27 protein-coding genes are annotated in these 16,388 nt (G+C 63.2%); 26 read left to right on the forward strand and 1 reads right to left on the reverse strand.

What is annotated here, in order from left to right:
- Window positions 1-60: 60 nt before the first annotated feature.
- From tuf to gdhA, 26 genes are all read left to right on the forward strand, one after another.
- Window positions 61-1,251, forward strand: coding sequence for an elongation factor Tu (gene tuf, locus WFP78_RS01715; RefSeq protein ID WP_336958030.1), 1,191 nt, complete (start codon window positions 61-63; stop codon window positions 1,249-1,251).
- Between the two features lie 142 nt (window positions 1,252-1,393).
- Window positions 1,394-1,705: a 30S ribosomal protein S10 gene (gene rpsJ / locus WFP78_RS01720; protein WP_129403764.1), complete on the forward strand. Its 312-nt coding sequence runs from the start codon at window positions 1,394-1,396 to the stop codon at window positions 1,703-1,705.
- Window positions 1,706-1,951: 246 nt separating this feature from the next.
- Entirely contained in the window at window positions 1,952-2,710 is a 759-nt protein-coding gene (gene rplC, locus WFP78_RS01725; protein WP_336958031.1) for a 50S ribosomal protein L3, read from the forward strand.
- A gap of 3 nt (window positions 2,711-2,713) precedes the next feature.
- A complete protein-coding gene (gene rplD / locus WFP78_RS01730; RefSeq protein ID WP_336958032.1) occupies window positions 2,714-3,337 on the forward strand; it encodes a 50S ribosomal protein L4 in 624 nt (207 codons plus the stop codon).
- The gene (locus WFP78_RS01735) at window positions 3,330-3,644 is read left to right on the forward strand and encodes a 50S ribosomal protein L23 (RefSeq protein WP_275485314.1); all 315 of its coding nucleotides are present in this window, start codon (window positions 3,330-3,332) and stop codon (window positions 3,642-3,644) included. Before rplD ends, WFP78_RS01735 begins: the two co-directional genes overlap by 8 nt.
- A 14-nt stretch (window positions 3,645-3,658) precedes the next feature.
- Window positions 3,659-4,495: a 50S ribosomal protein L2 gene (rplB, locus tag WFP78_RS01740; RefSeq protein ID WP_336958033.1), complete on the forward strand. Its 837-nt coding sequence runs from the start codon at window positions 3,659-3,661 to the stop codon at window positions 4,493-4,495.
- A gap of 6 nt (window positions 4,496-4,501) precedes the next feature.
- Window positions 4,502-4,777: a 30S ribosomal protein S19 gene (gene rpsS, locus WFP78_RS01745; RefSeq protein WP_336958034.1), complete on the forward strand. Its 276-nt coding sequence runs from the start codon at window positions 4,502-4,504 to the stop codon at window positions 4,775-4,777.
- Window positions 4,777-5,160 carry a 50S ribosomal protein L22 gene (gene rplV, locus WFP78_RS01750; protein ID WP_336958035.1) on the forward strand — a complete coding sequence of 128 codons (384 nt, stop codon included), beginning with the start codon at window positions 4,777-4,779 and terminating at the stop codon, window positions 5,158-5,160. The genes rpsS and rplV overlap by 1 nt, the downstream gene beginning before the upstream one ends.
- Before the next feature lie 4 nt (window positions 5,161-5,164).
- Window positions 5,165-5,860: a 30S ribosomal protein S3 gene (gene rpsC / locus WFP78_RS01755; protein ID WP_336958036.1), complete on the forward strand. Its 696-nt coding sequence runs from the start codon at window positions 5,165-5,167 to the stop codon at window positions 5,858-5,860.
- Window positions 5,861-5,880: 20 nt separating this feature from the next.
- Window positions 5,881-6,312, forward strand: coding sequence for a 50S ribosomal protein L16 (rplP, locus tag WFP78_RS01760; protein ID WP_336958037.1), 432 nt, complete (start codon window positions 5,881-5,883; stop codon window positions 6,310-6,312).
- Window positions 6,313-6,316: 4 nt separating this feature from the next.
- Window positions 6,317-6,517: a 50S ribosomal protein L29 gene (rpmC, locus tag WFP78_RS01765; RefSeq protein WP_336958038.1), complete on the forward strand. Its 201-nt coding sequence runs from the start codon at window positions 6,317-6,319 to the stop codon at window positions 6,515-6,517.
- 13 nt (window positions 6,518-6,530) lie between these two features.
- Complete coding sequence (gene rpsQ / locus WFP78_RS01770; protein WP_336958039.1) at window positions 6,531-6,794, forward strand: 30S ribosomal protein S17; 264 nt, start codon at window positions 6,531-6,533, stop codon at window positions 6,792-6,794.
- 76 nt (window positions 6,795-6,870) lie between these two features.
- Window positions 6,871-7,239, forward strand: coding sequence for a 50S ribosomal protein L14 (gene rplN / locus WFP78_RS01775; protein WP_275485306.1), 369 nt, complete (start codon window positions 6,871-6,873; stop codon window positions 7,237-7,239).
- Entirely contained in the window at window positions 7,239-7,550 is a 312-nt protein-coding gene (gene rplX / locus WFP78_RS01780; RefSeq protein WP_336958040.1) for a 50S ribosomal protein L24, read from the forward strand. Before rplN ends, rplX begins: the two co-directional genes overlap by 1 nt.
- Complete coding sequence (gene rplE / locus WFP78_RS01785; protein ID WP_336958041.1) at window positions 7,550-8,125, forward strand: 50S ribosomal protein L5; 576 nt, start codon at window positions 7,550-7,552, stop codon at window positions 8,123-8,125. The genes rplX and rplE overlap by 1 nt, the downstream gene beginning before the upstream one ends.
- Window positions 8,126-8,178: 53 nt before the next feature.
- Window positions 8,179-8,484: a 30S ribosomal protein S14 gene (gene rpsN / locus WFP78_RS01790; RefSeq protein WP_336958042.1), complete on the forward strand. Its 306-nt coding sequence runs from the start codon at window positions 8,179-8,181 to the stop codon at window positions 8,482-8,484.
- A gap of 12 nt (window positions 8,485-8,496) precedes the next feature.
- Window positions 8,497-8,892, forward strand: coding sequence for a 30S ribosomal protein S8 (gene rpsH / locus WFP78_RS01795; protein ID WP_336958043.1), 396 nt, complete (start codon window positions 8,497-8,499; stop codon window positions 8,890-8,892).
- Entirely contained in the window at window positions 8,892-9,425 is a 534-nt protein-coding gene (gene rplF, locus WFP78_RS01800) for a 50S ribosomal protein L6 (protein ID WP_336958044.1), read from the forward strand. The genes rpsH and rplF overlap by 1 nt, the downstream gene beginning before the upstream one ends.
- 3 nt (window positions 9,426-9,428) lie before the next feature.
- The gene (gene rplR, locus WFP78_RS01805) at window positions 9,429-9,782 is read left to right on the forward strand and encodes a 50S ribosomal protein L18 (protein WP_336958045.1); all 354 of its coding nucleotides are present in this window, start codon (window positions 9,429-9,431) and stop codon (window positions 9,780-9,782) included.
- A gap of 2 nt (window positions 9,783-9,784) precedes the next feature.
- Window positions 9,785-10,498 carry a 30S ribosomal protein S5 gene (gene rpsE / locus WFP78_RS01810; RefSeq protein WP_336958046.1) on the forward strand — a complete coding sequence of 238 codons (714 nt, stop codon included), beginning with the start codon at window positions 9,785-9,787 and terminating at the stop codon, window positions 10,496-10,498.
- A gap of 5 nt (window positions 10,499-10,503) precedes the next feature.
- Complete coding sequence (rpmD, locus tag WFP78_RS01815; protein ID WP_336958047.1) at window positions 10,504-10,683, forward strand: 50S ribosomal protein L30; 180 nt, start codon at window positions 10,504-10,506, stop codon at window positions 10,681-10,683.
- Between the two features lie 135 nt (window positions 10,684-10,818).
- Complete coding sequence (rplO, locus tag WFP78_RS01820; RefSeq protein WP_336958048.1) at window positions 10,819-11,340, forward strand: 50S ribosomal protein L15; 522 nt, start codon at window positions 10,819-10,821, stop codon at window positions 11,338-11,340.
- Window positions 11,341-11,552: 212 nt separating this feature from the next.
- On the forward strand, window positions 11,553-12,917 hold the full coding sequence (gene secY, locus WFP78_RS01825) for a preprotein translocase subunit SecY (RefSeq protein ID WP_336958049.1): 1,365 nt from the start codon (window positions 11,553-11,555) through the stop codon (window positions 12,915-12,917).
- Between the two features lie 40 nt (window positions 12,918-12,957).
- On the forward strand, window positions 12,958-13,608 hold the full coding sequence (locus WFP78_RS01830; RefSeq protein WP_336958050.1) for an adenylate kinase: 651 nt from the start codon (window positions 12,958-12,960) through the stop codon (window positions 13,606-13,608).
- A gap of 44 nt (window positions 13,609-13,652) precedes the next feature.
- The gene (locus WFP78_RS01835; protein ID WP_336958051.1) at window positions 13,653-14,222 is read left to right on the forward strand and encodes an SRPBCC family protein; all 570 of its coding nucleotides are present in this window, start codon (window positions 13,653-13,655) and stop codon (window positions 14,220-14,222) included.
- A 116-nt stretch (window positions 14,223-14,338) separates the two neighbouring features.
- Entirely contained in the window at window positions 14,339-15,694 is a 1,356-nt protein-coding gene (gdhA, locus tag WFP78_RS01840; RefSeq protein ID WP_336958053.1) for an NADP-specific glutamate dehydrogenase, read from the forward strand.
- A 62-nt stretch (window positions 15,695-15,756) separates the two neighbouring features.
- Here the strand turns inward: gdhA and WFP78_RS01845 are convergent, their stop codons facing one another.
- Window positions 15,757-16,386, reverse strand: coding sequence for an energy transducer TonB (locus tag WFP78_RS01845; RefSeq protein ID WP_336958055.1), 630 nt, complete (start codon window positions 16,384-16,386; stop codon window positions 15,757-15,759).
- Between the last annotated feature and the right edge of the window lie 2 nt (window positions 16,387-16,388).

Consider the following 16,388-nt stretch of genomic DNA (forward strand, 5'->3'; position numbering starts at 1 on the left):
TCGCGGAGGCGCGGCCTTGGCGGTCAGACCCAAGCTATTTGGACTAGAAGGTAGAGAGAAATGGCGAAAGCTAAGTTTGAGCGGACGAAGCCGCACTGCAACATCGGCACCATCGGTCACGTCGACCATGGCAAGACCTCGCTGACCGCAGCGATCACCAAGGTGCTGGCCGAAACTGGTGGCGCCACGTTCACCAGCTACGACAACATCGACAAGGCGCCCGAAGAGCGCGAGCGCGGCATCACCATCTCGACCGCGCACGTCGAGTATGAGACCGAAGCCCGCCACTATGCGCATGTCGACTGCCCGGGTCACGCCGACTATGTGAAGAACATGATCACCGGTGCCGCCCAGATGGACGGCGCGATCCTGGTCGTGTCCGCCACCGACGGCCCGATGCCGCAGACCCGCGAGCACATCCTGCTCGCCAAGCAGGTCGGCGTTCCCCAGCTCGTCGTGTTCATGAACAAGGTCGACCTGGTTGACGACGCCGAGATCCTCGAGTTGGTCGAGCTGGAAATCCGCGAGCTGCTGTCGTCCTACGACTTCGACGGCGACAACATCCCCATCATCCCCGGTTCGGCCGTCATGGCCCTCAAGGACGAGCGTCCCGAGCTTGGTCATGACGCCGTTCTGGCGCTGATGGCCGCCGTCGACAGCTGGATTCCGCAGCCCGAGCGCCCGGTCGACAAGCCCTTCCTGATGCCGATCGAAGACGTGTTCTCGATCTCGGGTCGTGGTACGGTTGTGACCGGCCGCGTCGAGACCGGCATCGTCAAGGTTGGCGAGGAAGTCGAGATCGTCGGCATCAAGGACACCCGCAAGACCACCGTCACGGGCGTTGAAATGTTCCGCAAGCTGCTCGACGAAGGTCGTGCGGGCGACAACATCGGCGCGCTGGTGCGCGGCGTTGGCCGTGAAGACGTTGAGCGTGGCCAGGTGCTCGCGAAGCCGGGTTCGGTTACGCCGCACACCGAGTTCGACGCAGAAGTGTATGTGCTGTCGAAGGACGAAGGTGGCCGTCACACGCCGTTCTTCGCCAACTATCGTCCGCAGTTCTACTTCCGCACCACCGACGTCACCGGTGAGGTCGTTCTCCCCGAGGGCACCGAGATGGTGATGCCGGGCGACAATGTGAAGCTGGGCGTGAAGCTCATCGCGCCGATCGCGATGGACGCTGGTCTTCGCTTCGCAATCCGTGAAGGCGGTCGTACCGTCGGCGCAGGGGTTGTCGGCACGATCACGAAGTAATATAGGCAGCGAGCCGCGCGAATCGGGTGATTCGCGCGGCCCTGTTTTTCACCGCCTCGGACCGCCCCTCGCCGGCTTGCTAGAGCTAGAGGGTCACAAGAGGCGGTTTTGTTTTTAGCTCTTTCGCATCGGTAAGTTGGACATGGAAACGCAGAACATCCGCATTCGCCTTAAAGCCTTTGATCACCGCGTGCTCGATCAGGCGACCGGCGACATCGCAGATACCGCCCGCCGCACCGGCGCGCTCATTCGCGGCCCCATTCCGCTGCCTACGCGTATCGAGAAGTTCACCGTGAACCGCGGCCCGCACGTCGACAAGAAGTCGCGGGAGCAGTTCGAGGTCCGCACCTACAAGCGCATGCTTGACATTGTGCAGCCGACGCCGCAGACGGTCGACGCGCTGATGAAGCTGGATCTGGCTGCCGGCGTGAACGTCGAGATCAAATTGGCCTAAGCCAATATGCCGCAGTCCCCGCGCAGGCGGGGATGGTGGCAAGAGACAAGGGATACCGCACAGAAATCTGTGGTCCTGGTCCCCCGTCGCTCTTCAATCTTGAAGGGCATCCAACCCGGACGGGGTGATCACACATTGGGTTGGCCCCGAGGGATTTTCCCGAGGGGTTTTTTCGTTGGATACGCCCCCGACGGCAAAGGGAATTTTTCCCGGCGCGGAACGGGGCCTCTATTGGGAGTAAGGATCATGCGCACTGGCGTGATCGCAAAGAAGGTCGGGATGACCCGCCTGTTTCAGGACGATGGACGTCATGTCCCCGTCACCGTCCTCGCGCTCGAGGGCAACCAGGTCGTGGCTCGCAAGGAAGTCGATCGTGATGGCTATGTGGCCGTCCAGCTCGGCGCCGGCGTTGCCAAGGCCAAGAATGTCGCCAAGCCGCAGCGCGGCCACTTCGCCAAGGCGGAAGTGGAGCCCAAGGCGCGTCTGGTGGAATTCCGCGTTGCCGAAGATGCGCTGCTGGACGTCGGGGCGGAAATCGCCGCCGATCATTTCATCGCCGGCCAGCTGGTCGACGTTGCCGGCCACACGCAGGGCAAGGGTTTTGCCGGTGCGATGAAGCGCTGGGGCTTCGGCGGTATGCGCGCCACCCACGGCGTGTCCATCAGCCACCGTGCGCATGGTTCGACCGGTAACCGCCAGGACCCGGGCCGCGTCTTCAAGAACAAGAAGATGGCCGGCCACATGGGCGACCGTGAGCGGACCCAGCAGAATCTCGAGATCGTCCGCACGGACGTCGAGCGCGGTCTGTTGTTCGTCAAGGGCAGCGTTCCGGGTGCCAAGGGCACCTGGCTGACCGTCAGCGACGCCGTCAAGGTGCCCCGCCCGGCGGAAGTGCCCTATCCGGCCAGCCTCAAGGCGGCCGCCAACAGCAACGACAGCGCCGCTGCCGATACCCCGGCTGAAGAGCCGGTGGCGATCGAAGCGACCGAAGGCCAGGAGGGCTAAACCATGAAGGTCAAGGTACAGACCCTCGACGCGCAGGCGTCTGGTGACGTCGAGCTGAACGACGCCGTGTTCGGCATCGAGCCGCGCACCGACATTCTTCACCGCGTCGTCACCTGGCAGCTCGAAAAGCGCCGTGCCCCGGCACGTGCGACCCGCGAGCGCAGCGATGTTGCCCGCACCGGCAAGAAGTTCGGTCGCCAGAAGGGCGGCGGTACGGCTCGTCACGGTGATCGTGCAGCGCCGATCTTCATTGGTGGTGGTAAGGCGCATGGCGCCCGCGCCCGCACCTTTGGTCACGACCTCAACAAGAAGGTGCGTGCGCTGGGCCTCAAGATGGCGCTCTCGGCGAAGGCCAAGGGCGGCGCGCTGACCGTGCTCGACAATCTTGACGTTAAGGACGGCAAGACCAAGGAGCTGGTCGCGCATCTCGCCAAGCTGAACCTGGGCAAGGCGCTGTTCATTGATGGCGACGCCGTCAACATCAGCTTCGCCAAGGCTTCGGCCAACCTCATCGGTGTGGACCTGCTGCCGGCTGTCGGCGCGAACGTCTACGACATCCTGAAGGCTGACACGCTGGTCCTGACCCGCGCTGCGGTCGAGAAGCTGGAGGCACGGTTCAATGGCTAAGAAGCCAGCCACGAGCATCGACAACCGTCATTACGACGTGGTTGTCGCCCCGCACATCACCGAGAAGGCGACGTTGCTCTCCGAGAACAACGCCGTCGTCTTCAAGGTGGCGAACGACGCGACCAAGCCGGAAATCAAGGCTGCCGTCGAGGCGCTGTTCGGCGTGACCGTGAAAGCGGTCAACACCATCGTCCAGAAGGGCAAGGTGAAGCGCTGGAAGGGCAAGCCCTACACGCGGTCGGATTTCAAGAAGGCGATTGTGACGCTGGCCGAAGGCCAGTCGATCGACGTCACCACCGGCATCTGAGGCGAGACAGGATAATGGCACTCAAGCATTATAATCCGACGAGCCCCGCACGCCGCGGCCTTATTCTCGTCGACCGTTCTGCCCTGCACAAGGGCAAGCCGGTCAAGGCGCTGACCGAAGGCAAGCGCAAGACCGGTGGCCGTAACAACAAGGGTCATGTGACCTCGCGCGGCATCGCCGGCGGTCACAAGCAGAAGTATCGCATCATCGACTTCAAGCGTCGCAAGTGGGACGTGGAAGCGACGGTCGAGCGTCTGGAGTATGACCCCAACCGCACGGCGTTCATCGCGCTGGTCAGCTATCCCGATGGCGAGCAGGCGTATATCCTGGCACCGCAGCGCCTTGCGCCCGGTGACAAGATCGTCGCCGGCAAGAAGACCGACGTGAAGCCGGGCAACGCCATGGAACTGGGCCAGATGCCGGTCGGCACCATCATCCACAATGTGGAGATGAAGCCGGGCAAGGGCGGCCAGCTGGCCCGTTCCGCCGGCACCTATGCCCAGCTGGTCGGTCGTGACCGTGGCATGGTGATGGTGCGCCTGAACTCGGGCGAGCAGCGTTATATCCGTGCGGAATGCATGGGCACCGTTGGCGCCGTGTCGAACCCCGACAACGCCAACACTAATCTTGCCAAGGCCGGCCGTAACCGCTGGCTGGGCAAGCGCCCGCTGACCCGCGGTGTCGCGAAGAACCCGGTCGATCACCCGCATGGCGGTGGTGAAGGCCGGACCTCGGGCGGCCGTCATCCGGTCACGCCTTGGGGCAAGCCGACCAAGGGTGCGCGCACCCGCCACAACAAGGCGACGGACAAGATGATCATCCGTTCGCGTCACGCCAAGAAGAAGAGGTAATCCGCGATGGCTCGTTCCGTCTGGAAAGGTCCTTTCGTGGACCTCAGCCTTCTGAAGAAGGCAGAAGCGGCGCAGGACGCCGGTGGCCGTGCGCCGATCAAGACTTGGTCGCGCCGCTCCACCATCCTGCCCCAGTTCGTCGGCCTGACGTTCAGCGTCTATAACGGCCGCAAGCACGTTCCCGTGTCGGTGAACGAGGATATGGTCGGCCATAAGCTCGGCGAGTTCGCGCCCACGCGCTACTTCCCCGGTCACGCCGCCGACAAGAAGGGCAAGCGGTAATGGGCAAGGAAAAGTCTCCCCGTCGGGTCGCCGACAATGAGGCGCTGGCCGTCGGCACCTCGATCCGTGGTTCGGCGCAGAAGCTGAACCTGGTCGCCACGCTGATCCGTGGTCGCAAGGTCGAGGACGCGATGAACATCCTCGCTTTCTCGAAGAAGGCGATGGCCGTCGACGTGCGCAAGGTGCTGGCTTCGGCCGTCGCGAATGCAGAGAACAACCACAATCTGGACGTCGACGCGCTCGTCGTGGCGGAAGCATCGGTGGGCAAGAGCATCACCATGAAGCGCTTCCACACCCGCGGCCGTGGCAAGTCGACCCGGATCCTGAAGCCCTTCAGCCGCGTGCGCATCGTCGTTCGTGAAGCTGCGGAAGCGGAGGCGTAAGAACATGGGTCACAAGAGCAATCCGATCGGTCTGCGTCTTCAGATCAACCGTACCTGGGACAGCCGCTGGTTCGCGGAAGGCCAGGACTACGGCCGTCTGCTGATGGAAGACATCAAGATCCGCAAGTACGTCATGAAGGCGCTGCCGCAGGCCGCGATCTCCAAGGTCGTCATCGAGCGTCCGGCCAAGCTGTGCCGCGTGTCGATCTACGCTGCCCGTCCCGGTGTCATCATCGGCAAGAAGGGTGCGGACATCGAAAAGCTGCGCCGCAAGCTGGGCGAGTTCACCTCTTCGGATGTGAGCCTGAACATCGTCGAGATCCGCAAGCCGGAAATCGACAGCAAGCTGGTTGCCCAGGGCGTTGCCGATCAGCTCGAGCGCCGCGTGGCCTTCCGCCGTGCGATGAAGCGCGCGGTGCAGTCGGCCCTGCGTCTTGGCGCCGAGGGCATCAAGATCACCTGCGGCGGCCGTCTTGGCGGCGCCGAGATCGCCCGCGTCGAATGGTATCGCGAAGGTCGCGTGCCGCTGCACACGCTGCGCGGTAACGTGGACTATGCCGAAGCCGAGGCGCACACCGCCTATGGCGTGTGCGGCGTCAAGGTCTGGATCTTCAAGGGCGAGATCCTGGGTCACGACCCGATGGCTACCGACCGGCTCATGCTGGAGGCTCAGACCTCCGGCGTGCGCCCGGCGCGCTGATTTGAATAAGGTATAGCGTCATGCTGCAACCGAAGAAGATGAAGTATCGCAAGGCCTTCAAGGGCCGGATCAAGGGCGATGCCAAGGGTGGCACCGACCTGAATTTCGGCTCCTATGGCCTCAAGGCGATGGAGCCCGACCGGCTTACCGCGCGTCAGATCGAAGCGGCCCGCCGCGCGATCACCCGCCACATCCGCCGTCAGGGCCGCTTGTGGATTCGCGTGTTCCCCGACGTGCCGGTGTCGAAGAAGCCCGCTGAAGTCCGTCAGGGCAAGGGCAAGGGTTCGGTCGAATATTGGGCGGCGCGCGTGAAGCCCGGCCGCATCCTGTTCGAGCTGGACGGTGTTCCGGGTCCGCTCGCTGCTGTCGCTTTCGAGCGTGCGGCGATGAAGCTGCCCATCAAGACCAAGGTCGTTGCCCGTCTGGGCGACACCTCGCATCTGGGAGCGTAAGGCGATGGCGAAGATTGCCGACATCAAGACGAAGAGCGACGACGAACTGTCGACCGAACTGTCCAACCTGAAGCGCGAGCAGTTCAACCTGCGCTTCCAGGCTGCGACCAACCAGCTCGAAAAGCCGAGCCGGGTTCGCGAAGTGCGCCGCTCGATCGCCCAGATCAAAACGCTGCAGGGCGAACGCGCCCGCGCGGCGAAGTAAGGAAGGAAATACCATGCCCAAGCGCGTGCTGACGGGAACGGTTGTTTCCGACAAGGGTGACAAGACGGTGGTGGTCCGCGTAGAGCGCAAGGTGAAGCACCCGCTCTACGGCAAGATCATCCGCCGTTCGAAGAAGTATCACGCTCATGACGAGGCGAATGCCTATCATGAGGGCGAGACCGTCCGCATCGAGGAGACCGCACCGGTTTCCAAGCTCAAGACCTGGAAGGTCATCGAGCGGGTGGACACGCACAAGTCGCCGGAAGTCGCCGCCTAAGCGGCCCCAGGGCGAAGACATCAGTTTCGGAACTACCGGAATATTCCGGCAAGCCAATTGAGAAGGAACCGGATCAATGATCCAGATGCAGTCAAATCTTGACGTCGCCGACAACAGCGGCGCCAAGCGCGTCCAGTGCATCAAGGTGCTGGGCGGGTCGAAGCGTCGCTTCGCTGGCGTGGGCGACATCATCGTCGTCTCCGTCAAGGAAGCCACGCCCCGCGGCCGCGTGAAGAAGGGTGACGTGCATCGTGCCGTCATCGTGCGCACCGCCAAGGACGTGCGTCGTCCCGACGGCAGCGTCATCCGCTTCGACGGCAATGCCGCCGTGCTGGTCAACAAGAACGAGGAGCCGATCGGCACCCGTATCTTTGGCCCCGTGGTGCGCGAGCTGCGCGCCAAGAAGCACATGAAGATCATCTCTCTTGCGCCCGAGGTGCTGTAATGAGCGCTGCAAGGATCAAGAAGGGCGACAAGGTCGTCGTGCTCGCCGGCAAGGACAAGGGCCGCACCGGCACCGTGCTGCAGATGTTCCCCAAGGAGGACAAGGTCCTCGTTGAAGGCATCAACGTGCATGCCCGCCACCGCAAGCCCGACCAGGCGAACCCGCAGGGCGGCATCGATCGCAAGCCCGCGCCGCTGCACATCTCCAACGTGGCGGTCGCCGACAAGGACGGCAAGCCGACCCGCGTCCGCTTCGAGGAGAAGGACGGCAAGAAGGTCCGCGTGGCCGTGAAGTCCGGGGAGACGCTGTAATGGCTGACAAATATATCCCGCGCTCGAAGGCGCTCTATGACGCCGAGATCGCCAAGGCGATGACCGAGAAATTCGGTTACAGGAACGTCATGGAAGTCCCCAAGATCGACAAGATCACGCTCAACATGGGCGTGGGCGAAGCGACGCAGGACAAGAAGAAGGTCACTTCGGCGGCCGAGGAAATGGCGTTGATCGCAGGCCAGAAGGCCGTGATCACCAAGGCGAAGAAGTCGATCGCGCAGTTCAAGCTGCGTGAAGGCATGCCCATCGGTGCGAAGGTCACGCTTCGCCGCGAGCGCATGTACGAATTCCTCGACCGTCTGGTGAACATCGCCCTGCCGCGCGTGCGCGACTTCCGTGGTCTCAACCCGAAGAGCTTCGACGGCCGTGGCAACTATGCCTTCGGCATCAAGGAGCAGATCATCTTCCCCGAGATCAACTATGACCGCATCGACAAGGTGCGCGGCATGGACATCATCGTGACCACCACTGCGAAGACGGACGACGAGGCGCGCGAGCTGCTGCGCCTGTTCGGTTTCCCGTTCCCGCAGGAAGAAGAGAAGCAGGCGGCCTGAAACAGGGCCCCGCTTCTCTCCCCAACGCTAAGCTAAGGAAGAGAACTTAAGTCATGGCGAAACTGAGTTCCATCAACAAGAATGAGCGTCGCAAGAAGCTGGTGAAGAAATATGCCGGCCAATATGCGAAGCTGAAGGCGATTGCCGCCGACAAATCGGCTGACGACACGGACCGCCTGATGGCGCGCCTGAAGATGGCCGAAATTCCCCGCAACGGTAATCCGACCCGCATTCGGAACCGCTGCGAGGTGACTGGCCGTCCCCGCGCTTATTACCGCAAGTTCCGGCTCTGCCGTATTCAGCTGCGCGATCTGGCCAACAAGGGCCTGATCCCCGGCGTCACCAAGTCGAGCTGGTAAGGATATCATCTCATGGCATTGACCGATCCCCTGGGTGATATGCTCACCCGCATCCGCAACGGCCAGCAGGCCCGCAAGGACAGCGTGGTTTCCCCCGCGTCCAAGCTGCGCGCCCGCGTGCTCGACGTGCTCCAGCGCGAAGGCTATATCCGTGGTTATTCCGAGGAGACCCTCGGCAAGCACCCCGGCCTGCGCATCGAGCTGAAATATTTCGAGGGCCAGCCGGCGATCAAGCATGTCGCCCGCGTGTCCAAGCCGGGCCGCCGCGTCTATTCGGGCTCCAAGGAGCTGCCGGTGGTGCGCAACGGCCTTGGCATCACCATCGTATCGACGCCCAAGGGTGTTCTGTCCGACGCGGAAGCGCGTGAGCAGAATGTCGGCGGCGAAGTGCTGGCGGAGGTGTTCTGATGAGCCGCATCGGTAAGAAACCGGTCGCGATCCCCGCTGGGGTGACGGCGACCATCGAAGGCGGGCAGCTTTCGGTCAAGGGCCCCAAGGGCTCGCTGGCCCTGCAGATGCGCGACGAGATCAGCTACACGGTGGAAGGCGACGGCATTTCCGTTCAGCCGGCCAACGGCACCAAGCAGGCACGCGCCTTCTGGGGCATGCAGCGGACCCTGGTGCAGAACCTGGTGACGGGCGTGACCGAGGGCTTCTCCAAGAAGCTGCTCATCACCGGCGTCGGCTATCGTGCGAATGCGCAGGGCAAGACCCTGAAGCTGCAGCTGGGCTACAGCCACGACGTCGATTACGCGGTGCCCGAGGGCATCGAGATCAAGACCCCGGATAACACCACGGTCGAGATCACCGGCATCGACAAGCAGAAGGTCGGCCAGGTGGCCGCCGAGATCCGTCGCTGGAGGAAGCCGGAGCCCTATAAGGGCAAGGGCATCAAGTATGACGGCGAGTTTATCTTCCGCAAGGAAGGAAAGAAGAAGTAAGCCATGGCGAAACTCTCTCTCTTCGAACGGCGCCGTCGTCGCGTCCGTACCGCCCTCAAGGCACGCTCGGGCGACAAGCCCCGCTTGTCCATCCATCGTTCGGGCCGGCATATCTATGCCCAGGTCATCGACGACGTCGCCGGCAAGACCGTTGCGGCAGCTTCGACCCTGGACAAGGACGTGCGTGGCAAGACCGGCGCTACCTCGGCAGCTGCGGCTGACGTTGGCAAGCGCGTGGCGGAAGCCGCCACCAAGGCCGGCGTCACCAAGGTCGTTTTCGACCGCGGAGGCTTTCTTTTCCATGGCCGCGTCAAGGCGCTGGCCGATGCCGCCCGTGAAGGCGGGCTGGAGTTCTGAGCATGGCTGACGAAAACACCATCGAAGCCGGCGCACCCGTAGAGGCTGTCGCCGAGGTCCAGACCGAGAACCGTGGTCCGCGTCGCGGCCGGGGCGGCGGCGGCGACCGCAACCGTGGCGAGCGTGGCGGCCGTGGCCGTCGCGACGACCGCCGCGGCGGCAACCGTGACGAGGACGGCGGCGAAGAGCTGATCGAGAAGCTCGTCCACATCAACCGCGTTTCCAAGACCGTGAAGGGCGGCAAGCGCTTCGGCTTCGCAGCGCTCGTCGTGGTCGGCGACGGCAAGGGTCGTGCGGGCTTCGGCCATGGCAAGGCTCGCGAAGTGCCCGAGGCGATCAGCAAGGCGACCGCCGCTGCCAAGAAGGCGATGGTCCGCGTGCCGCTGAAGGAAGGCCGCACCCTGCACCATGATGGCCTGGGCCATTTCGGTGCCGGCAAGGTGACTGTGCGTTCGGCTCCGGCCGGTACGGGCATCATCGCGGGCGGCCCGATGCGCGCCGTCTTCGAGAGCCTGGGCGTTGCGGACGTCGTGACCAAGTCCAACGGGACGTCCAACCCCTACAACATGATCCGTGCGACCTTCGAGGCGCTTGGCGAACAGACCAGCCCCAAGTCGGTTGCGCAGCGTCGCGGCAAAAAGGTTGCTGACCTGCTCCGTCGTGGTGGTGCCTCTGCCGAGGTCGCTGCGGCCGACGCCGAAGCGATTGCGGAGTAACAGACATGGCGAAGATCAAGATTAAGCAGATCGGTTCGCCGATCCGCCGCCCTGCCGACCAGAAGAAGATTCTGATCGGCCTGGGCCTTGGCAAGATGCACCGCGTGGTGGAGCTTGAGGACAGCCCGGAAATCCGTGGCATGATCAAGAAGCTGCCCCACATGGTGGAGGTCGTGGAGGGTTAACGCCCCCTGACCGGAAGACATAAAGGCGAAAGAGGGGGAAACCCCTCTTTTGTTTTTTGTAATGAGGCGCTATCGGCGCTTCCTCATCGGTTCCCTCGGGAACAGCGCGACAAAAGCGAAAGCGAGTGCATTATCATGAAGATCAACGAACTCCGGGACAATGAAGGCAGCCGCAAGGGCCGCATGCGCGTGGGACGCGGCATCGGTTCGGGCAAGGGCAAGACCGCCGGCCGCGGCCAGAAGGGTGCCAAGGCACGCTCGGGCGTCGCCATCAACGGCTTCGAGGGTGGCCAGATGCCGCTCCACATGCGTTTGCCGAAGCGCGGCTTCAACAACATCTTCGCCAAGGACTATGCCGAAGTGAACCTGGGCATGGTGCAGAAGGCGATCGACGCCGGCAAGCTGGACGCCAGCGCTGCGGTCGATCAGGCAGCGCTGCGTGCCGCCGGTATCTCGCGCGGTGGCAAGGACGGCGTGCGCCTGCTCGGCAAGGGCGAACTGACCGCGAAGGTCAGCTTCACTGTCGCCGGCGCATCGAAGGGCGCGATCGAGGCGGTCGAAAAGGCTGGTGGCAGCGTTTCGGTGATCGAAACCGTCTCCGCCGCGGACAAGGCCGCCGCCAAGAAGGGCTCTGCCAAGGCTGCGAAGAAGGGCTGAGCCTTTCGCACCGCTTGTAACGTCGACCCCGCTGCCCGATATGGGCCGGCGGGGTCGTCCGTGTCTGCCGGTCGCGCGCCGCTTTGGCCGCCGCGCCATAATGGCGTGATCGAGGGCATCGCATAGGCCGTGACACACATGCCGTCCCTCGTTAAGGGGATTCGGTTTGAAGCGACGCTCCTGTGCGTCCACGCGTTTTTGAAGGTAAGGTAATGGCATCGAGAGCCGACCAGCTGGCCTCCAGCATCAACTTCGCCAAGTTCAGTCAGGCGACTGACCTCAAGAAGCGCCTGTGGTTCACCATCGGCGCGCTGATCGTGTTCCGCTTCCTCAGCTTCGTGCCGCTGCCGGGCGTCGATCCGACGGTGCTCTCGCAGCTCTACAAGCAGACGCAGGGCGGCATCCTCGACATCTTCAACACCTTCTCGGGCGGCTCGCTCCAGCGCATGAGCCTGATCGCGCTGGGCGTCATGCCCTATATCACCGCATCGATCGTGGTGCAGCTGGCCGCCTCCCTCTCGCCCACGCTGGCGGCGATCAAGAAGGAAGGCGAAAGCGGCCGCAAGAAGCTGAACCAGTATACCCGCTACGGCACGGTCGGCCTGGCCGCTGTGCAGGCCTATTTCATCGCGACCGGCCTTGAGAATTTCGGGGCCTCGGCCGGCATGCAGGCGGTCGTCGACCCGGGCATGCTGTTCCGCGTGACGGCGGTCGTCTCCATGGTCGGCGGCACGATGTTCCTGATGTGGATCGGCGAACAGATCACCTCGCGCGGGATCGGCAACGGCGTCTCGCTCATCATCATGGCGGGCATCGTCGCTCAGCTGCCGGTGACGCTGAGCAACCTGTTCAAATCGGGCAGCACCGGCGCGATTTCCGGCCTGCTGATCTTCGGCGTGATGGCGCTGGCCCTTGGCCTCATCTTTTTCATCTGCTTCATGGAGCGGGCCCAGCGCCGCGTGCTCATCCAATATCCCAAACGCCAGACGCGCCAGGGCATCATGCAGGCGGACCGCAGCCATCTGCCGCTGAAGGTCAACACCGCGGGCGTCATCCCGCCGATCTTCGCCAGCTCGCTGCTGCTGATGCCGCTCACCATCTCGCAATTCGCGGGCAAGGCCGTGCAGGGCGAGAGCAAGTGGGGCGACTTCATCCTGTCGCTCAACCAGTATCTCTCGCATGGCAGCCCGGTCTATATGGGGCTTTATGGCCTGGGCATCGTGTTCTTCTGCTTCTTCTACACCGCGGTTGTCTTCAACCCGGAAGAGACGGCGGATAACCTCAAGCGCAATGGCGGCTTCATTCCCGGCATCCGTCCGGGCAAGAACACCGAACATTATCTGGATTATGTGCTGACGCGCATCACCGTGATCGGCGCGGCCTATCTCGCCATCATCTGTCTGGTGCCGGAATATGCCATCGCCCGGGCTGGAATTCCCTTCTACCTTGGTGGGACTAGCTTGTTGATCGTGGTCAACGTAACGGTCGACACGGTAACGCAGATTCAGAGCCACCTGCTCGCCCATCAATATGGCGATCTTATCAAGAAGGCGAAGCTCAAGGGCCGCATGCGTTAAGGGCAAGCAGCGGCCTGCACAATATAGGGGAGACGTGCGCGTGAACATCATCCTGCTTGGACCTCCGGGCGCTGGCAAGGGCACCCAGGCGACGCGACTGGTCGACAGTCGCGCCATGGTCCAGCTTTCGACCGGCGACATGCTGCGGGCGGCAGTAAAGGCCGGCACACCTGTCGGCCTGCAGGCCAAGGCGCTGATGGAAGCGGGCGCATTGGTGCCTGACGAGGTCGTCTCGGGCATCATCGGCGAGGCGCTGGACGCGTTGCCGCTGGAGACCGGCGTGATCTTCGACGGCTATCCCCGTACCGAGGCGCAGGCGCATGCGCTCGATACGCTGCTCGACACGCGCGGCCGCACGCTCGACCATGTGATCGAGCTGGACGTGAACGAGGATGCGCTGGTCGAGCGCATCACCGGCCGCTTCACCTGCGCCACCTGTGGCGAGGGCTATCACGATAGCTTCAAGCAGCCCAAGGTCGCCGGCGTGTGCGACAAATGCGGCGGCACCGAATTCAAGCGTCGTCCCGACGACAATGAGGAAACGGTGCGCACCCGCATGGCCGAATATCGCGCCAAGACCGCGCCGATCCTGCCGATCTACGAAGCGCGCGGCATCGTTTCGCGCGTCGATGGCATGGCCGACATGGATGACGTGACCGTCGCCATCGCCGCGGTGCTGGACGGCCAGTAACGGCACGCTATGCTCCCCCTCTCTGTTCGGAGGGGGCGAGGATCATGACGATTGCAATCTCTGCGCGCAGGGCGGTGCTGGCGACGATGCTGGTCACCGCCCCGCCTGTTTTCGCGGCTGTGCTGACGTCGAGCGAATCGGGCTTCGTGTCGGAGGCGAGCGTCGACCTGCCTTTGTCTCCGGTGGAGGCCTATGCGCTGGTCGCAACCCCGGCGCGCTGGTGGAATGGCGCGCACAGCTATAGCGGCGACGCGAAGAACCTGACCATCGAGGCATGGGCGGGCGGCTGCTTTTGCGAAGCGCTCCCTGCCGTGAATGGCAAGCCTGCCGGCAGTGTCGAGCATGGCCGCGTGCTGCTCGCCATGCCGGGCGACATGCTGCGCATTTCGGGCGGGCTGGGGCCGCTGCAGGGGCAGGCCGTGGTGGGCACGCTGACCTTCAGTTTCGCGCCGTCGGCTGCTGGCATGGGCAAGGGCACGAAAGTCACCATGCGCTATGTCGTGGGCGGCTATGTGGAGGGCGGCGCGGCAAAGCTGGCGCCGGCCGTCGACATGGTGCTGGGGCAGCAGTTGCAGGGGCTCTCCAGGGTCGCCGGCATGCCCATGCCCCGGTGATGAAAATCACATCTCCGCGCCCGGATTGCTGATACAAACACCCTCAACAACAGCCGCCCGACTCGAAACGGGGGCACGCCATCGGGTCGCGGAACAACGACGTGGGGGAGAGAGTGATGGCTGTTACCGATCATGTGGACCTGCCGACCTTCATCGAAGGCGTGAAGAAGCGCAATCCGGGCCAGCCGGAATTCGTGCAGGCCGTCCAGGAAGTCGCCGAGGACATTTACGGGTTCATCGACGACAAGGAAGAATATCACCACTACCAGATTCTGCGCCGCATCGCGGAGCCGGACCGGATCATCTCCTTCCGCGTCTGCTGGGAGGACGACAATAATCATATCCGCGTCAATCGCGGCTGGCGCGTGCAGAACAACAACGCCATCGGCCCGTATAAGGGCGGCATCCGCTTCCACCCCTCGGTGACGGAAAGCGTGCTGAAGTTCCTGGCCTTCGAACAGACCTTCAAGAACGCGCTGACCGGCCTGCCCATGGGCGGCGGCAAGGGTGGCGCGAACTTCAACCCCAAGGGGAAAAGCGACCATGAAGTCATGCGCTTCTGCCAGAGCTTCATGACCGAACTCTATCGCCATGTCGGCGCGGACGTGGATGTGCCGGCGGGCGACATCGGCGTGGGCGGGCGCGAGATCGGCTATATGTTCGGGCAGTACAAACGCATCACCAACCAGTTCACCGGCGTCCTCACCGGCAAGGGGCTGGAATATGGCGGATCGTTGATCCGGCCGGAGGCGACGGGCTATGGCGCGGTCTATTTCCTCGCCAACATGCTCAGGACGCGCGGCCAGGACCTGACCGGCAAGACCGCGGTCATCTCCGGCTCCGGCAATGTCGCGACCCATGCGGCGGAGAAGGTGACGCAGCTGGGCGGCAAGGTGCTGACGCTGTCCGACAGCCAGGGCTTCATCCACGATCCGGACGGCATCGACCTGGAGAAGATCCAGTGGGTGAAGGCGCACAAGACCCGGCGGCGCGGCCGCATCGCCGACTATGTGACGGAATATAAGCACGCGACCTTTCATGAGGGGAAGACGCCCTGGGGCGTGCCCTGCGATATCGCGCATCCCTGCGCCACGCAGAACGAACTGCTGGGCGAAGACGCCAAAACGCTCGTGAAAAATGGCTGCATCGCCGTGTCCGAAGGCGCGAACATGCCGACCGATCTTGCCGGCGTGCATGTCTTCAAGGCCGCGAAGATCCTCTACGCGCCGGGCAAGGCCGCCAATGCCGGGGGCGTGGCCGTCTCCGGCCTGGAAATGAGCCAGAACAGCGAACGCCGCTCATGGAAGGAAGCCGAGCTGCAACAGCTGCTGCTCGACATCATGGAGGGCATCCACGACAGCTGCCTCGCTTATGGCCGGGTGAGCGACGGCTATGTCGACTATGTGAAGGGCGCCAACATCGCCGGCTTCAAGAAGGTCGCCGACGCGATGCTGGCCTATGGCGTGGTGTGAGGGATGTGAGGGACGGGGGCGGGCGGTGGCCTGCCCTCAGTTTCCTCAGGCATTTGCTAAAATTACTGCACCTTGGTGGAGTTGGCATCTATAGTCAGAGACACAGTGACGTAGCGCACTGCAATGGCAGGCTCTTCGCCTGATTTGCTCTGCGGAGGGGAGACCGCCAACTGGGCAGTGATATAAGCGCAGGCTGCCTTGTCAGCCGCTTCCGACCCACTTGATTGCTGTACCGTACATTTCGCTACACGACCATCAACACCAAAGAGGACCATGGTATCGGCCGGGGTTTGATAAGACGTCGGGATTTTTTGCGCGAGGAGTGTGACCGTCGACGTCGTTCGAGGCTGATTGGCACCCACGCCCCAACTGGTCGCCATATGATAGTCCCCATCTATGGGGGTGCCCCGCGCATCCGTTGCCGGTTTAAATCGGCCGCGTGCCTTGATTAGAGAACAAGTCTTGCTGTCGAGTATCGGAAAACCGCTTGTTTCAGTAACGATACATTCGTCGATAACACCCTTGGCTGTGATGTGTAATCGTACCGAAGTAATGCCATATTCGTTCCGTTGCAGCGCTTCGGTTGGATAATCCTGAAAGCTGAAGACGCGTCCCGCGTTAATTTTCTTGGGCGGTTCGCCGTCGCTTTCGGGATGTACCAGAAGAAGGAGAGGAAGTAGCCAACCGATCATCA

The organism is Sphingobium aquiterrae (assembly GCF_037154135.1).
GTDB lineage: Bacteria > Pseudomonadota > Alphaproteobacteria > Sphingomonadales > Sphingomonadaceae > Sphingobium > Sphingobium aquiterrae.

Excerpts from the sequence above, each read along its gene's own strand:
- rplB (WP_336958033.1), top strand. The coding sequence starts at position 3,659 with ATGGCACTCAAGCATTATAATCCGACGAGCCCCGCACGCCGCGGCCTT.
- rpmD (WP_336958047.1), top strand. The coding sequence starts at position 10,504 with ATGGCGAAGATCAAGATTAAGCAGATCGGTTCGCCGATCCGCCGCCCT.
- rpmC (WP_336958038.1), top strand. The coding sequence starts at position 6,317 with ATGGCGAAGATTGCCGACATCAAGACGAAGAGCGACGACGAACTGTCG.
- rplR (WP_336958045.1), top strand. The coding sequence starts at position 9,429 with ATGGCGAAACTCTCTCTCTTCGAACGGCGCCGTCGTCGCGTCCGTACC.
- rpsE (WP_336958046.1), top strand. The coding sequence starts at position 9,785 with ATGGCTGACGAAAACACCATCGAAGCCGGCGCACCCGTAGAGGCTGTC.
- secY (WP_336958049.1), top strand. The coding sequence starts at position 11,553 with ATGGCATCGAGAGCCGACCAGCTGGCCTCCAGCATCAACTTCGCCAAG.
- rplX (WP_336958040.1), top strand. The coding sequence starts at position 7,239 with ATGAGCGCTGCAAGGATCAAGAAGGGCGACAAGGTCGTCGTGCTCGCC.
- rpsC (WP_336958036.1), top strand. The coding sequence starts at position 5,165 with ATGGGTCACAAGAGCAATCCGATCGGTCTGCGTCTTCAGATCAACCGT.
- rplN (WP_275485306.1), top strand. The coding sequence starts at position 6,871 with ATGATCCAGATGCAGTCAAATCTTGACGTCGCCGACAACAGCGGCGCC.
- rplD (WP_336958032.1), top strand. The coding sequence starts at position 2,714 with ATGAAGGTCAAGGTACAGACCCTCGACGCGCAGGCGTCTGGTGACGTC.
- WFP78_RS01835 (WP_336958051.1), top strand. The coding sequence starts at position 13,653 with ATGACGATTGCAATCTCTGCGCGCAGGGCGGTGCTGGCGACGATGCTG.
- WFP78_RS01845 (WP_336958055.1), bottom strand. The coding sequence starts at position 16,386 with ATGATCGGTTGGCTACTTCCTCTCCTTCTTCTGGTACATCCCGAAAGC.
- rplE (WP_336958041.1), top strand. The coding sequence starts at position 7,550 with ATGGCTGACAAATATATCCCGCGCTCGAAGGCGCTCTATGACGCCGAG.
- rplF (WP_336958044.1), top strand. The coding sequence starts at position 8,892 with ATGAGCCGCATCGGTAAGAAACCGGTCGCGATCCCCGCTGGGGTGACG.
- rpsJ (WP_129403764.1), top strand. The coding sequence starts at position 1,394 with ATGGAAACGCAGAACATCCGCATTCGCCTTAAAGCCTTTGATCACCGC.
- rpsN (WP_336958042.1), top strand. The coding sequence starts at position 8,179 with ATGGCGAAACTGAGTTCCATCAACAAGAATGAGCGTCGCAAGAAGCTG.
- rpsH (WP_336958043.1), top strand. The coding sequence starts at position 8,497 with ATGGCATTGACCGATCCCCTGGGTGATATGCTCACCCGCATCCGCAAC.
- rplP (WP_336958037.1), top strand. The coding sequence starts at position 5,881 with ATGCTGCAACCGAAGAAGATGAAGTATCGCAAGGCCTTCAAGGGCCGG.
- rpsQ (WP_336958039.1), top strand. The coding sequence starts at position 6,531 with ATGCCCAAGCGCGTGCTGACGGGAACGGTTGTTTCCGACAAGGGTGAC.
- rplC (WP_336958031.1), top strand. The coding sequence starts at position 1,952 with ATGCGCACTGGCGTGATCGCAAAGAAGGTCGGGATGACCCGCCTGTTT.
- tuf (WP_336958030.1), top strand. The coding sequence starts at position 61 with ATGGCGAAAGCTAAGTTTGAGCGGACGAAGCCGCACTGCAACATCGGC.
- WFP78_RS01735 (WP_275485314.1), top strand. The coding sequence starts at position 3,330 with ATGGCTAAGAAGCCAGCCACGAGCATCGACAACCGTCATTACGACGTG.
- rplO (WP_336958048.1), top strand. The coding sequence starts at position 10,819 with ATGAAGATCAACGAACTCCGGGACAATGAAGGCAGCCGCAAGGGCCGC.
- rplV (WP_336958035.1), top strand. The coding sequence starts at position 4,777 with ATGGGCAAGGAAAAGTCTCCCCGTCGGGTCGCCGACAATGAGGCGCTG.
- gdhA (WP_336958053.1), top strand. The coding sequence starts at position 14,339 with ATGGCTGTTACCGATCATGTGGACCTGCCGACCTTCATCGAAGGCGTG.
- rpsS (WP_336958034.1), top strand. The coding sequence starts at position 4,502 with ATGGCTCGTTCCGTCTGGAAAGGTCCTTTCGTGGACCTCAGCCTTCTG.